The organism is Bacillus sp. D48C (assembly GCF_053345735.1).
In genome coordinates, this window is the sequence record NZ_JBKFAQ010000006.1 from 246,387 (window position 1) to 260,907 (window position 14,521).

General features: G+C 33.8%; 13 protein-coding genes. 9 read left to right on the forward strand and 4 right to left on the reverse strand.

Features of this window, described 5'->3' with window-relative positions; all coding sequences use genetic code 11:
* Nucleotides 1-820: 820 nt before the first annotated feature.
* Nucleotides 821-2,020, forward strand: a complete 1,200-nt coding sequence (locus tag ACLBXA_RS17200) for an FAD/NAD(P)-binding oxidoreductase (RefSeq protein ID WP_000857326.1) — start codon at nucleotides 821-823, stop codon at nucleotides 2,018-2,020.
* A gap of 66 nt (nucleotides 2,021-2,086) precedes the next feature.
* Nucleotides 2,087-3,523: an MBL fold metallo-hydrolase gene (locus ACLBXA_RS17205; protein WP_447617337.1), complete on the forward strand. Its 1,437-nt coding sequence runs from the start codon at nucleotides 2,087-2,089 to the stop codon at nucleotides 3,521-3,523.
* Nucleotides 3,524-3,576: 53 nt separating this feature from the next.
* Here ACLBXA_RS17205 and ACLBXA_RS17210 read toward each other — a convergent pair whose 3' ends face one another.
* On the reverse strand, nucleotides 3,577-4,080 hold the full coding sequence (locus tag ACLBXA_RS17210) for a GNAT family N-acetyltransferase (RefSeq protein WP_000636434.1): 504 nt from the start codon (nucleotides 4,078-4,080) through the stop codon (nucleotides 3,577-3,579).
* 255 nt (nucleotides 4,081-4,335) lie between these two features.
* Between ACLBXA_RS17210 and ACLBXA_RS17215 the strand changes: the two genes are divergently transcribed.
* The 6 genes from ACLBXA_RS17215 to ACLBXA_RS17240 all read left to right on the forward strand — a co-directional run bounded on the left by ACLBXA_RS17215 (nucleotide 4,336) and on the right by ACLBXA_RS17240 (nucleotide 9,030).
* Nucleotides 4,336-4,734: a DUF2871 family protein gene (locus ACLBXA_RS17215; protein ID WP_000737896.1), complete on the forward strand. Its 399-nt coding sequence runs from the start codon at nucleotides 4,336-4,338 to the stop codon at nucleotides 4,732-4,734.
* Nucleotides 4,735-4,860: 126 nt separating this feature from the next.
* Complete coding sequence (locus tag ACLBXA_RS17220) at nucleotides 4,861-6,252, forward strand: FAD-binding oxidoreductase (protein ID WP_000406576.1); 1,392 nt, start codon at nucleotides 4,861-4,863, stop codon at nucleotides 6,250-6,252.
* Nucleotides 6,253-6,256: 4 nt separating this feature from the next.
* Complete coding sequence (locus ACLBXA_RS17225; RefSeq protein ID WP_000865816.1) at nucleotides 6,257-7,234, forward strand: bile acid:sodium symporter family protein; 978 nt, start codon at nucleotides 6,257-6,259, stop codon at nucleotides 7,232-7,234.
* 12 nt (nucleotides 7,235-7,246) lie between these two features.
* On the forward strand, nucleotides 7,247-7,594 hold the full coding sequence (locus tag ACLBXA_RS17230; RefSeq protein ID WP_001172057.1) for a DUF4260 domain-containing protein: 348 nt from the start codon (nucleotides 7,247-7,249) through the stop codon (nucleotides 7,592-7,594).
* A gap of 155 nt (nucleotides 7,595-7,749) precedes the next feature.
* Nucleotides 7,750-8,844 carry a response regulator aspartate phosphatase gene (locus tag ACLBXA_RS17235; RefSeq protein ID WP_001025501.1) on the forward strand — a complete coding sequence of 365 codons (1,095 nt, stop codon included), beginning with the start codon at nucleotides 7,750-7,752 and terminating at the stop codon, nucleotides 8,842-8,844.
* A 54-nt stretch (nucleotides 8,845-8,898) separates the two neighbouring features.
* Nucleotides 8,899-9,030, forward strand: coding sequence for a hypothetical protein (locus tag ACLBXA_RS17240; RefSeq protein WP_000229165.1), 132 nt, complete (start codon nucleotides 8,899-8,901; stop codon nucleotides 9,028-9,030).
* Between the two features lie 153 nt (nucleotides 9,031-9,183).
* Here ACLBXA_RS17240 and ACLBXA_RS17245 read toward each other — a convergent pair whose 3' ends face one another.
* The 3 genes from ACLBXA_RS17245 to ACLBXA_RS17255 all read right to left on the reverse strand — a co-directional run bounded on the left by ACLBXA_RS17245 (nucleotide 9,184) and on the right by ACLBXA_RS17255 (nucleotide 12,190).
* Nucleotides 9,184-10,650: a protein adenylyltransferase SelO gene (locus ACLBXA_RS17245; RefSeq protein ID WP_000164912.1), complete on the reverse strand. Its 1,467-nt coding sequence runs from the start codon at nucleotides 10,648-10,650 to the stop codon at nucleotides 9,184-9,186.
* A 178-nt stretch (nucleotides 10,651-10,828) separates the two neighbouring features.
* Nucleotides 10,829-11,827, reverse strand: a complete 999-nt coding sequence (locus ACLBXA_RS17250; protein ID WP_079245796.1) for an NADP-dependent oxidoreductase — start codon at nucleotides 11,825-11,827, stop codon at nucleotides 10,829-10,831.
* An 18-nt stretch (nucleotides 11,828-11,845) separates the two neighbouring features.
* Nucleotides 11,846-12,190 (reverse strand): ArsR/SmtB family transcription factor, encoded by a 345-nt coding sequence (locus ACLBXA_RS17255; protein WP_000571870.1) that lies wholly within the window; start codon nucleotides 12,188-12,190, stop codon nucleotides 11,846-11,848.
* 510 nt (nucleotides 12,191-12,700) lie between these two features.
* Here ACLBXA_RS17255 and ACLBXA_RS17260 point away from each other — a divergent pair.
* Complete coding sequence (locus ACLBXA_RS17260; protein ID WP_000841683.1) at nucleotides 12,701-14,320, forward strand: FAD-dependent oxidoreductase; 1,620 nt, start codon at nucleotides 12,701-12,703, stop codon at nucleotides 14,318-14,320.
* Nucleotides 14,321-14,521 lie beyond the last annotated feature (201 nt).

Here is a 14,521-nt window from a genome sequence, read left to right on the forward strand (position 1 = left end):
AAAAGATATTCTATGATATAGTAATTAGCTATTCCAAGGTCAAAATACTGTGAATAGGAATTATAAAGTGAGGAATTTTTCAGAGTAACAAATGGAAGTTTTAATAATGTAACAAAAATTGAACATAATCTTCATTAAAAAAAAGAACACAAATCAGTGCTCTTAGAAAGTAGACTATAGGGCTTTCGGATTAGTATATACTATCATATGCTCGTTTTTTTTAAGGGTGTAAACAAAATTAAATAAAAATAATACATATGAGGTTTTTAAAAGAGTAATAGCTCAACAGGATGGATTTGCATACATATAAACTAAATAACCATAATTTCATTTGTAAATTTATATAAACAAAAATATTTGAAAACAAACTTTTCGCGTTGCTAAATTGAATATTCCGGTTCTTATAAGTGACAAAGGATACTTTGAGAGAGTATTGAGACAAGGATAAACTGTAAGGAAAAATTATATAAGTGATTAATTAATATAAAACCATCCTATTATTGTATATGTGGACACTGGATGTTTCTATGTAGTTTGTTTCAAGTGACTTATAATCCAATGTCTATTGGCATGTGATGTAATTAAATGTAGCTAGAATACAGTATAATATTGAAAAATATAAAGTTTGTAGTGTTTGAAACAAATTAAAGAAGTAACATAAGGAATTTACGCATAAAGTAATGTTGATGGTAAAATTAACAGAATTTTCATTTTAATAAGATAAAAATGTGATGTTTTTAACGTATAATAATTTTACTACGATGAAAATACGGCCACAAATTAGTTAATTTAAAAATTAAATTTAGATAGGAAGAGGATAATGAAGACCAGAGATAGTTATAAAATTATTGTCGTTGGTGCTGGGACTGCAGGACTATCTTCTACTGCACATTTATTAAGAAATATCCCCCTATTGAAAGAAAGTATAGCGATTATTGATCCGTCAAAAAAACATTATTTTCAGCCACTATGGAGTTTAGTGGGGGGAGGAATTGTTTCAAAGGAAAGTACAATGCGTGATCAAGAATCGCTTATTCCAAAAGGGGCAACGTGGATCCCTAAAAGTGTTGTTAAGTTATTTCCGGATGAAAATAAGATACTGTTAGATGACGGACTGCTGCTTGAGTATGAAATTCTTATTGTAGCAGCTGGTATACAAATAAATTGGGAAGGTATTAAGGGCTTAAAAGAATCTATTGGGACTAATGGGGTATGTAGCAATTATTCTTATACATATGTTGATTCTACTTGGAGAGAAATCGAAAAATTTAAAGGAGGAAATGCGCTTTTTACCCACCCTAATACTCCTATTAAATGCGGTGGTGCTCCACAAAAAATTATGTATTTAGCAGAGGAGTATTTTTGTAATAGTGGTGTAAGAAACAGAAGTGAAGTAATGTTTTATTCTGCAAACACTGACATATTTCAGGTTCCACGATATGCAAATACTTTAGAACAAGTACTAGAAAGAAAGCAAATTATAACGAATTATAATAAAAACTTAGTAGAAATTATCGCCGAAAAGAGAGAAGCAATTTTTGAAGATACGCAAACGCTGAAAAGAGAAACCATACCATATAGTATGATACATGTTGTTCCACCAATGGGGCCACCAAATTTTATTAAAGAGAGTGAAATAAGTGATTATCAGGGATGGGTAGATATAAACCCTTATACTTTGCAGCATGTAAAGTATAAAAATATTTTCGGACTTGGAGATTGTACTAATTTACCTACTTCTAAAACTGGAGCGGCAATTCGAAAACAAATACCTGTCTTAAAACAAAATATTATGGACGTACTTAGTGGAAGAGATTTGCAGGCTAAATATGATGGGTATACATCTTGTCCAATTATTACAGGATATAAAAGTCTTATACTCGCTGAATTTAACTATAAACATGAGCCTCAAGAAACGTTTCCGTTTAATCAAGCGAAAGAAAGGTATAGTATGTTTTTACTTAAAAGATTTATGTTGCCATATATGTATTGGAATTTTATGTTGAAAGGGATCCTATAGGGGAAGATAGAAAGTGGTTATAAAAATTGAAAAGCAATTTGAAATACCTATTTGGAGGGAATAGCTATGCTTTTAAAATATTTTTATGATGAAAAATTAGCACATGCTTCCTATTTAGTCGGTTGTCAGAAGGAAGGCGTAGCAATTGTAATTGATCCAGGTCGCTATATAGAACAATATATAGAATTTGCTAAGAAAGAGGGAATGGAAGTAATTGCTGCGGCTGAGACTCATATTCATGCTGATTTTCTTTCTGGGTCTAGAGAACTTTCCAATCTTTATCATGCAAATTTATATGTATCTGATGAAGGAGATTGTGATTGGAAATATCAATATCTTAATGAAGGTCGATACAAATTGGTTAGAGAGGGCACAGAGTTTAAAGTAGGTCATATAAAATTTAATGTAATTCACACCCCAGGGCATACGCCTGAAAGTATTTCTTTTTTAGTGACTGATACAAGTCAAAATAATTATACGAATGATAAACCGATAGGGATATTCACAGGTGATTTTATATTTGTAGGAGATATAGGAAGACCGGATTTATTAGAAACTGCAGTCGGTATGAAAGATACTGCAAAAATAGGAGCGAAACAATTATTTGATTCTATACAAAAAATAAAAATACTTCCTGATTATTTGCAAATATGGCCATCACATGGTGCGGGAAGCGCATGTGGAAAAGCATTAGGAGCAATTCCAACTTCTACATTAGGTTATGAAAAGATGTTCAATTGGGCATTTCAGTGTAATGAAGAAAGTGATTTTATATCAACTTTATTGACGGGACAGCCAGAGCCTCCAAAGTATTTTTCATTAATGAAGAATTTAAATAAGTATGGTCCGCCAATTCGTAAGAAGAGAAAAAGTAATGCTATTAATACAGTAGAAGAACTTCAAGAAATTTTGAAGAGCGTTCATCAAATAGTTGATATAAGGGATGTAGAGAGTTTTGCTGCAGGTCATATCGAGAAGTCAATTAACATACCTTATAACAATTCTTTCACAACTTGGTGTGGATGGTTATTAGATTATAAAACAGAAACGTTAATAATTCTAGATGAGGAAAAGGTTAGAGTGGAGGAGGTTATTAGAGACTTTGAATCTATTGGGTTAGATAATAGTATTGCTTTTGCACCCTTACAAGTTATAAAAAGACTTGATAGATTTGAAAGTTATAAAGAAAAAACATCAATTGAATTATATCCGCATATAAAAGGTGGAAGCGTTAAGGTTATCGATGTGCGTAGTAAAAAAGAGTGGGAGGAAGGACATCTTTATGATGCAATACATATCCCTTTAGGAAATCTATTTAAGCAGCTAGATTGCATACCAAAAGATTGCCCAATCGTTTTACAATGTCGAACCGGATTGCGCTCTGCTATAGCAGCTAGTATTTTACAAAGAGCTGGTATAAAGGAAGTGGTGAATCTAAAGGGAGGATTTCTTGCATGGAAAAAAGAAAGGCTTCCTTATACAACAAGCAATCTCAATGTGTAGGAAAATATTATTACAATAGTAAAGAAGGTCGCCATTCACGGCGACCTTCTTTACTATGCGTTATACCCAAATAATTTTAAATCTTCTCCAGACCCTGAAATAATCCTCTCAAATCGTAATCCTACTTTTTCTAAAAGCTTTCCTGAGGCGATGTTATCTATAGAAGTAATTGCTACAATTCGATTCATGCCGAGCTTTTGTACACCGTATTCGATTATTGCAGAAGCTGACTCGTAGCCATATCCTTTTGAACGGAATGTTTCTAAAAAGGCAAATCCGATATCAACGTCTTCTAATGAATCTCTTTTAATAAGGCCACACATACCAAGTGGAGTGAGATCTTCTTTTCGTTCTACTAAGTAAAGGCCAAATCCGAGTTTGTTATACATATCGATGGGACCGTTTACAATATAATTTTTTGCATCTTCTAAGTTTCTAACTCCTTTGTCACCGATAAACTGAATCCATGCAGGATCGTTTACTAACTCAAGAATAAAAGGAGCGTCTTTTATATCAAACCAACGAAGGTTAAGACGTTCTGTTTTAAGAACTATCAATGATTACACCACCTTTAAAAAGTTATAACAATTAGTATGGATTGTGTAAAACAAAAGTGCAACATATTTTAATGGGGCTTTGTTTGTTCACATAAAGTTCGTTTGTTTTGTATAGAGAGATATTTTATAATTAGGATTGATTGTAAAGAGTGAGGTGCTTATACAATGACTCCTAGGTGACTAGGAGTTTTTACTATATAACTATCATTATTACTAAATATGACACACTACACATTCTACTCAAGGAGGTACATAATGAAGAAATTATATAATGCATCGTTTACGTATTTGATTATCGGTTTATTATCAGGGATTTTCGCTAGGGAGTATGGTAAGTATAAAGGGATTTTAGGATCTACTTTGTTAAATCTTTTGCATACACATACACTTGTACTTGGCTTTTTCTTCTTTTTAATTGCTTTAGGATTAGCAAAAGTATTCGCGTTTCATGAAGTGCAAGGGTTTAATAAGTGGTTTGTTTTACATAACATTGCATTAACATTAATGTTAGGTTCGCTAGCAGCGAGAGGGCTTCTTCAGTTAAATGGAGCTGACTTTAAAGGGTTAACTTATATTGTAGGATTTTCTCATTCGTTGATGGCAGTTACTTTAATTTGGTTTATGTTGTTAATAAAGAAATCGTTTAAAATGTAGTGAAAAAGAACTTGTAGCGTGTGCTGCAGGTTCTTTTTTGTATGTTCAGGTTTAACAATCTTATTTTTCTAATTATTTTGTATAAAGATGGTATACTTGTTTTAAAATTAAAAAGGAGAGTTGATTATGGAAATAACAATTGAACATGTAGTAAATGAATTAAAAGGCATACTTCCTGAAGATCGAGTAGTAATAAATATGACAGTACGAGAGTTACATAGTAAAGATGAATCTTATCATACTAGTAGTTTACCTGATGTAGTTGTTTTTCCAAAAACGACCGAAGAAGTTAGCGCGATAATGAAAATAGCGATTCAGCACGGAACAGCTGTCGTTCCATTTGGAGTAGGGTCCAGTTTAGAGGGACATGTAATTCCTTACGAAAAAGGAATTACAATGGACTTTTCTCTTATGAACAAAATACTTGAAATAAGAGAAAAGGATTTTCTTGTGAGAGTACAGCCAGGGGTGACGCGCTCTCAGCTTAATAAAGAATTGAAAAAGTATGGATTATTTTTTAGTGTAGACCCAGGAGCTGATGCAACGTTAGGAGGAATGGCTGCTACAAACGCGAGCGGAACGACAGCAGTAAAGTATGGTGTAATGCGTGATCAAGTTCGAGATTTAGAAGTCGTTCTTGCGGATGGAGGGGTAATACATACCGGGAATTTAGCGGCGAAGTCATCATCAGGTTATCATTTAAATGGTATTTTCGTAGGATCAGAAGGAACACTTGGATGTTTCACGGAGTTAACTTTAAAAGTATACGGTATACCAGAACATGTTATGGCTGCGAGGGCATCGTTTCCAACTATAAATGATGCAGTAGAAGCTGTAATTAACATATTACAAGCAGGTATTCCAATCGCGAGAATTGAACTCGTTGATGAATTATCTATGAAACAAGTAAATCATTACAATGAAACAAGTTACAGAGAAGAACCGACACTATTTTTAGAGTTTCACGGCAATGAAGCAGGGTTAAAGCAAGATATTGAATTTACGAAAGAAATCGTTCTTGATCATAAATGTAAAGAAATTGCGTTTGAGACGGAAACAGCAGCAAGAAATAAACTGTGGGATGCAAGGCATAACTTAGCGTACTCTTACGTGCATAGTTATCCTGGTAAAAAGCTAATGAGTACAGACGTATGTGTGCCAATTTCGGAATTAGCTGGCGCGATTCAACATGCGAAAGAGGTATTAGATAAAGTAGGGCTTATTGGCGGTATTCTAGGTCATGTTGGAGATGGGAATTTCCATGTACTCTTAATGATTGACACAAATGATAAAGAGGAAGTAAAGAAGGCAGACGAAATAAACGAAAGTATCGTTCTGTATGCTCTTAAACGAGGAGGAACATGTACAGGAGAACATGGCGTTGGAATCGGAAAACGAAAGTATCAAGAAGAAGAACATGGGGCGGCATTATGTGTAATGGAGAAAATAAAGAAAGCTCTTGATCCGCAAAATATTTTGAATCCGAATAAGGTGTTTCAATTAAAAGATAGGGGCTGATCGGGTGAAAGTACTAGAAGCGATAAGTAATATAGCTGGAAAGTATTTTGCATTTTGGGTTATTTGTATTGCAGCTATTGCATATTTCATTCCCGCGCCATTTCTCGGGTTAACTAGTTACATAACGATTTTACTTGGGGTTGTCATGTTTGGGATGGGATTAACATTGAAGGCTGTTGATTTCAAAATCATAGCTACAAAACCATTAGCAGTTATTATCGGTGTATGTGCTCAGTTTATTATTATGCCACTTGTCGCATACGTACTAGCCTACGTTATGAATCTGCCAGCGGAATTAGCAGCTGGGTTAGTGTTGCTCGGTTCAGTACCGGGTGGCACTGCATCAAATGTTATGGTTTATTTAGCAAAAGGGAACTTAGCGTTGTCTATTGCAATGACTTCAGTATCAACGTTACTAGCACCAATTGCTACACCGCTCATTCTACTATTACTTGCAGGGCAATGGATGCCAGTAAATGCTATGTCCATGTTTCTTTCTATCGTACAAGTCATTATTGCGCCTATTATTTTAGGACTAGTAGTGAAAAAGTTTTTCCCTCATATCGTTAATAAAGGAATGACTGTTATTCCTTTAATATCAGTTGTAGCAATTATCATAATTGTTTCTGCAGTTGTTTCAGCAAATGTAAGTAGCGTTACTTCTTCAGGACTTCTTATCTTTATTGCGGTGATGCTCCATAATGCTTTCGGTTTTTTGCTCGGATATATAACTGCGTTCGTACTTGGACTAGACGAAGGGACAAGAAGGGCTATTTCAATAGAAGTAGGAATGCAAAATTCAGGTTTAGGTGTTGCACTGGCGACAGCGCATTTTGGACCGGCGGCTGCACTCCCAAGTGTATTAGCGGCAGTATGGCATAACATTGCAGGGCCAATATTAGCAACCATCTGGTCAAAAAATGCAAAAAATGAAAAGAATACTTTTAGCGATGAAAATGTATTAATAAATATAGAAAAATAGGAATGATAAATAATGCAAAAACGTATTGTACATTTTGAAGGAATGGTTGTATTTTTAGCCGCGATTTATATGTATTCGATCTATGAGTTTAGTTGGATTATATTTTTTGTATTCCTTTTAGCGCCGGATCTATCAATGTTAGCATATGGGATTAATAATCACGTTGGTGCGAAAATATATAATGTATGTCACACATATATCATATCCATATTAATTGTTCTAATAGGTGTCTATTTTAAGATAGATACCGTTATAATGATTGGCTTAATATGGACAGCACATATTGGAATGGATCGAATGTTTGGATATGGATTGAAATATGAGACGGATTTTAAGGATACTCATATTCAGAGGTTATAAGAAAAAGTATTCATATTTACAGCGGGTCTATTAAAATATTGAACAAAATTCAGTGAATGAATTTTGTTCAATTGTTGAGAAATATATATATAGATAGATACAAATAATCGAATTATGTTATTTTTATGATAATTAAAAGAAGGAGAGTGGATTTGATGAATATACAAATCACTGGCAATGAATTAATTAATAAGATGCTGAATGATTGGTATCGAGATATTAGAGCTCAACGTATAAGTGAAGCAAAAAAATTAAAAGAAGAGATCGATAAAAAGCTTTATATTATCGAATCAGATGTAAAGGTTTCATTTCACTATTATCTGTTAGAATTTCGATATAAAGTGCTAATAGATGGTTTAGGTAATTTGAAAAAAGCTTTTGATAAAATAGATGCATTGCCTAAACCGAATGATGAATATTCTAATTATTATTATTATTTATTCAAAGCCATTCATTATACAATTCTTACTAATTATAGTGAAGCTAGCAACTATTTTGAAAAAGCTGAAGGGTTATTAGAGCATATTTCAGATGAAATTGAATATGCAGAGTTTAATTATAGAGTTGCTATATTAAAATACCACTTGCATTACGCATATTCAGCTATTGAATACGCTTCAAAGGCAAGAGATATCTTTGTTAAACAAGCAGGGTATGAAGTGAACATAGCGCTGTGCGAAAATATATTAGGATTATCTTTTTCGGAATTAAAGCAGCATGATAAAGGTGAGGAATATATTGCGTCAGCAATAAACATTTTACAAAAAAATGATGCTGAAATGTTAGTATTAAGAATCAGACATAATTTAGGTTTATTGTATGCGAGTCAAAATCTTTCAGTTTTAGCAATTAGACACTTATCTGAGGTTTCTAAAAAAATGCCTACTCATTATAAGGCAATCTTTTTAGAGGCAAGAGAATATTATAAATTAGGTGAAATAGAAAAAGCGAAGGAATTAATTGAAAGTGGATTGAAGGTTTGTGAGGAATTAAAAAATGATGAATATAGATATCACTTTTTAATTCTAAAGGGATTTTGTCAGCATTTAGAGGTAGAAAAAATAGAAAAAATTATTCTTGAAGGTTTTTCTTACTTTGAAAGAAAAAATTTATCGGAGTATATTCACGAATATACCGAAAGTCTGGCATTAGAGTTTCATAAGGTAGGTAATATAGAAAAAGCAGAAAAGTATTTTTTTATGAGTTATGAAATAAAAAAGAGAATATTTGAAAAAGAAGCATTAAAATAAAGAAAAAACTTGGATTATCTATAATGGGAATAGCAGCTGGAGTTATGGGGTTTTATGGTAGAAGGTCTTTGCAATAAATTAGCTCACAGTGGATATGGTAGAATGTTTATAATTATAAAACCTAATGAAAATCCATATGCTGTCTCTGAAGATACAACGATGCCTGCAAAACAAATCTTCTATTGAACGTGGGTAATTAAACAAGTCACAAATTATAATTTGTGACTTGTTTAAGGTTGGATACTAAATGTGTTGCTTTCAATATTGAAAGCAACTTTTAAGTTTGTGATTAATAGTTAACTTAATAAATTTTGGGTTAAAATAAAAACAAATTTTTAATCAAGTCCCACAAAAAGTACGATAAGGGCGATTCGTCGGTGCAGGCGGAATGCAGTATTCTTCTTGATCTGTAGAATACGCATAAGGGTTTGATAAAGCTTCAAGAAGTTTCTCCATTACGCTATAGTCGTCATTTGTAACAGCTGCTTCTAGTGCTTCTTCTACACGGTGGTTCCTTGGGATGATTGATGGGTTATTATTTTTCATCATTTCGTAGGCGTTTTCTTTCGATTGTTCTTGTCTTTTTAATCGAGATTGCCACAGTTTGTACCAATCTTTATATTCAGGACTTTCAAATAGAGCTGTATTTTCAATAGCATCAAGAGTTAATGAACGGAATGTATTTGTATAATCTGCTTTATATTTCTCCATCATTTTTAAAAGTTGCTCAATAAGTGGTTGATCTTGTTCTTCGGTACTAAATAGTCCTAATTTCTTTTTCATTCCAAGGAACCAATGGTTTTCATACTGTACGCTAAATTTCGAAATTTCGTCTTGGGCGATCTTTAATGCTTCTTCTTCATCTTCGTGCAGAATTGGTATTAAAGATTCTGCTAATCGAGCGAGGTCCCATGCGGCCATATATGGTTGATTTCCATATGCATAACGACCTTGTGTGTCAATAGAGCTAAATACGGTTCCTTGATTGTAATTGTCCATAAATGCACAAGGACCGTAATCAATTGTTTCGCCACTAATCGTTATATTGTCAGTGTTCATTACACCGTGGATAAATCCAACAAGTTGCCATTTTGCGATAAGACTGGCTTGTCTTTTAATGACTTCTTGTAGTAATGCAGTATATCGGTTTTCATGAGCTTCAATTTCTGGGTAATGCCTTTTTATCGTATAGTCAGCTAGTGATTTCAGGTCCTCTATTGAACCACGAGCTGCAGCATATTGAAATGTACCGACGCGTATATGGCTACTAGCTACTCTAGTTAAAATTGCTCCAGGTAACTTTGTTTCACGATATGTTGCTTCACCAGTTGTGACAACTGCTAAACTGCGAGTAGTCGGAATATCAAGTGCATACATTGCCTCACTAATGATATATTCACGTAGCATCGGACCGAGTGCAGCACGGCCATCTCCTCGGCGTGAATAGGGAGTAGGGCCAGAACCTTTCAGTTGAATATCGAAACGCTCACCTGAAGGAGTAATTTGTTCGCCAATTAAAAGAGCACGACCGTCGCCTAACATATTAAAATGTCCGAATTGATGGCCAGCATATGCTTGAGCTAATGGATGAGCTCCTTCTGGGAGTGCATTACCAGCGAAAATAGCAATTTCAGCTTCCTTTTTCAGTTCTTCAGGGGTCAAGCCAAGAGATATCGCTAATGAATGGTTTAGTTTAACTAACTCCGGTGAACTTACGGGAGTAGGGGGGATTTCTGTATAAAATGATTGTGGTAAAGTCGTATAACTATTATCTAAATTCCAACCTGTTTCATTATTTTTAGTCATTGTATCTCCTCCTTTTTGTATTTTAAGTTATGTATTTGTACGTATGTATTCTTTGTAAAGTTAACTAAAAGTATAATATAATATTTCCCCTTGCAATCTATTGTAAGGACTTCATTGCACTATGTCTATTTAACAGCAAATTTAAAACCTCCATTTTAAGAAAATGGAGGTTTTATTATTATTTAATTTTTACAATTATTTTTCCTTTTGCTCTTCCAGACTCTGAATATTCCATTGCTTTTTGCGCATCTTCAAAAGGGAAGACTCGATCGATTACCGGTTTGATTTTTCCGGCTTCAATATAGTTTGCAATAGTACGTAATTGATCCCCGCTTGGCTTCATAAATAAAAATGAATATTGAGCATTATGCTTTTTTTCAAGTGCAGTAAGTTTTTTGCTGGCTAATGAAAATAAGAGAGTTTTAAAGAATCCTGAACCAAATTCTTTACCGAAGCGTGCATTCGGCATACCTGAAACGGAAACAATGTTTCCTCTGCTTTTTATAATATTGAATGATTTTTCAAGCGTTGCACCGCCGATTGTATCAAATACCGCATCATAATTTTTTAGTATATCTTCAAATTTTTCTGTTTTGTAATTAATAATTTCATCTGCGCCAAGAGACGTTACTAAATTTGCACCAGCTTCACTAGCAGTCGTTGTAACAGTAGCACCCATTATTTTTGCTAACTGAATTGCGAAAGTACCAACACCACCGGATCCAGCGTGAATTAAAATCTTTTGTCCTTTTTGTAATTGCATGATGTCATGTAATGCTTGATATGATGTTAAGCCAACAAGTGGAATCGAAGCAGCTTCCTCAAAACTTAAATTTTTCGGCTTTAAAGCTATATCATCTTCATGAATGGCTATATACTCCGCGAAAGTACCAATCTTATTTTTTCTTGGGCGAGCATATATTTCATCACCAACTTTAAAACGAGTTACTTTTGATCCAACCTTCGTGATGACACCGGCAAAGTCATTACCAAGGATTAGGGGCATTTCATATTTCAGTAACATTTTTACTTTTCCGTCGCGTATTTTAAAATCAATTGGGTTAATACTAGCTGCATGAATTTCTGCGAGCACCTCATACTCTTTTATTTCAGGAGTAGGTACCTCTGCCATACGCATTGGGACTTTTCCATATCTATCAATTATCATTGCTTTCATTTCTTATACCTCCAAGTTTTAATAAAAGTTTTGCAATAGCTTCTCAATATCTAATACAAGATTTTTTAATAAACCTAATTTTGTACGTATATCAATATAATAAAAATTCTTTGTACCTTCTTTTCTCATTAAAATAATGCCAGCTTCTCGTAAAATCTTAAGGTGATGTGATACTGCTGGACGGGAAAGGTGTGTTTGCTTCGTGATTTCTCCTACACGTAATCCTGTTTGACATTCCGTTTCCATTAGCACTAATAAAATAGCTTGACGTGTTTCATCACCAATTGCCAATAATACTTTTTGAGAATCAATAAAATCTTTTTTTATAATATTTAATTGTTCTTGTTTATTCATTTCAATCACTTTGCCTCCTGCTAATTAGTCGAAAGGTTTAAGATAACGAACCATTACTTCGATACGGTAATGCTACATGATTGTTGTATGAGGTGCAATATTGGGAAAGAAAATCGAGACGAATGAATTTTTTATTTTTGAAAATTATAGGGAGATAGAAAAGGGATTGGAAGGACTACATAACACAATAGATGAAGTTTTAAAAACAAAAAATGATGTAACAATAAAATAAGCGGTCGTAACCTTGTATAATCCATAAGGTTACGACCGTTTATAATGTTTTTATTATTTTTGATTTTTACGATAGAACATAGTTCAACGTAAAGTACGTTCTTTTGTTTTACACTTTCATACAGACATAATTCAGGTGGATTATAGATGTATGAAAAGGTAAAAGGGATTTTGGGGCGTAATCTATCTATATGATAATTCAAAATGAAATATAAGTCTATATTTTAATGTTTTTTTTGATTATATTTATGTCACTGAGCTCAGAACAATGATGTGGAGGGTAAATATATGAAATCGAATTATGTACCAGTTTTAATTGTTGGAGGGGGATTATCTGGGTTAGCGTCTGCGTTATTTCTTGCAAAACATAACATTGAGTACTTACTTATTGAAAGGCATCCGTCTACTGCCATTCATCCGAAAGCAGGCGGTCTTACTTTACGTACAATGGAGTTATTTCGAGAATTAGGCTTGGAACAAAGAATTAAATTGGCAGGTAAAGCATTAGAGAACTGCCGAGGAAGAATAGCGGTTCATACAATAGCTGAGGCAAATAAAGAAGAATTGGAACAAATGAGAGCGACGCAATACAGAAACGATGAAGAGTTACTTCAAAAAATAGAAAAGATTAGTCCATCAAAACAAACTGCATGTTATCAAATTATTTTAGAAGAGATGATGTTACAAGAAGCAAAAACGCTAGGCGGGCAACTATCTTTTTATCATGAATTAGTTTCATTTGAACAAAATGAAAACGGGGCAAAAGCAAAGATTCGAAATCGTGAAACAGAAAAAGAAAGTGTCATACATTGTGACTATGTAATTGCAGCGGATGGAGCGAAAAGTAAAATACGTGAGCAGTTAGGGATTAAAACTGAGGGGCGTGGAACCATTGGTGGCTATTATATGAATATTTATTTTGAAGCTGATTTAAGAGAGTTTATACAAGGAGACGCATTCGGTTTTTCGATGGTACTTCATCCGGAGGTTCTTGGTGCACTTATCCCAGTTGATAACGTAAAAAAATGGATTTATCATGTAGCCTACGATCCATTAAAAGGAGAGGGGCTAGAGGACTTCACTATAGAACGTTGTAAACAAATTATTCAAATAGCAATTGGAAGTACAAATGTTGAATCAAAAATATTAAGTGTTTTACCGTGGGAAGCGGCCGAAAGTACAGCGGTGAAATTTCAAGGAAATCGAACCTTTTTAGTTGGAGATTCAGCACATATTATGCCGCCAACAGGAGGATTTGGTTCAAATACAGGAATACAAGATGCGCATAACTTAGCTTGGAAATTAGCGGCTGTTATAAAAGGGAAGGCAAAACCAAAATTGTTAGAAACATATCATGAAGAGAGACACTCTGTTGCAAAATTAACGACAGCTTATGCAAGTAGTTTACTGTTTCGTGCTGCGAATAGAGAGGAAGGCAGTTTGAATAATATGGATGTTTTAGCTGTTACAGTTGGATATCAGTATTGTTCAGAGGCAATTATAGATAATTCAGTCACTCCACATAGAATGGATAGCATAGAGTTGAACGGGAGACCTGGAACACGAGCACCGCATTTATGGGGAACGTATGAAGGAAAGAAAGTTTCTACATTAGACTTATTCGGTAACAGTTTTGTATTACTTACAGGAGTAGAAAATAGTTCTTGGGCTGAGGCAGCACATGCTGTTTCAGCTAAATTAGGAATAAATATAAAAGGGTATCGTGTTGGCTTAAGTGGAGACTTTGTTGTTCCAGAAGATATTTTTAGCAAATTATATGGTATAGAGAATGGAGGTGCTGTATTAATTAGACCAGATGGCTTTATCGGATGGCGTTCGGAAAAAACGGTAGTAAATCCAGATATAGTATTGGAAGAGGTAATGAGAAATTTATTATGTGATTTTTAAGTAACTACAGAAATATTGTTTTATGTGCTTCACTGTACTGAAAAAAATATTCACAAATTTCAATAGGTTTGGTATGATTAAATTCGACAAGTTAATAGAGGCCGGAGATATTTGAGAAAAGCCATAAATTTATTTAGGGATACAGGAGTGTATTCTAAATAATTTATGGCTTTTTTTATTGAATGAATCGTACAAAATAGA

Bases quoted from the DNA above. Each gene is read 5' to 3' on its own strand.
- ACLBXA_RS17200 (WP_000857326.1), top strand. From the start codon at position 821: ATGAAGACCAGAGATAGTTATAAAATTATTGTCGTTGGTGCTGGGACT.
- ACLBXA_RS17220 (WP_000406576.1), top strand. From the start codon at position 4,861: ATGGAAATAACAATTGAACATGTAGTAAATGAATTAAAAGGCATACTT.
- ACLBXA_RS17260 (WP_000841683.1), top strand. From the start codon at position 12,701: ATGAAATCGAATTATGTACCAGTTTTAATTGTTGGAGGGGGATTATCT.
- ACLBXA_RS17235 (WP_001025501.1), top strand. From the start codon at position 7,750: ATGAATATACAAATCACTGGCAATGAATTAATTAATAAGATGCTGAAT.
- ACLBXA_RS17230 (WP_001172057.1), top strand. From the start codon at position 7,247: ATGCAAAAACGTATTGTACATTTTGAAGGAATGGTTGTATTTTTAGCC.
- ACLBXA_RS17250 (WP_079245796.1), bottom strand. From the start codon at position 11,827: ATGAAAGCAATGATAATTGATAGATATGGAAAAGTCCCAATGCGTATG.
- ACLBXA_RS17205 (WP_447617337.1), top strand. From the start codon at position 2,087: ATGCTTTTAAAATATTTTTATGATGAAAAATTAGCACATGCTTCCTAT.
- ACLBXA_RS17240 (WP_000229165.1), top strand. From the start codon at position 8,899: ATGGTAGAAGGTCTTTGCAATAAATTAGCTCACAGTGGATATGGTAGA.
- ACLBXA_RS17215 (WP_000737896.1), top strand. From the start codon at position 4,336: ATGAAGAAATTATATAATGCATCGTTTACGTATTTGATTATCGGTTTA.
- ACLBXA_RS17245 (WP_000164912.1), bottom strand. From the start codon at position 10,650: ATGACTAAAAATAATGAAACAGGTTGGAATTTAGATAATAGTTATACG.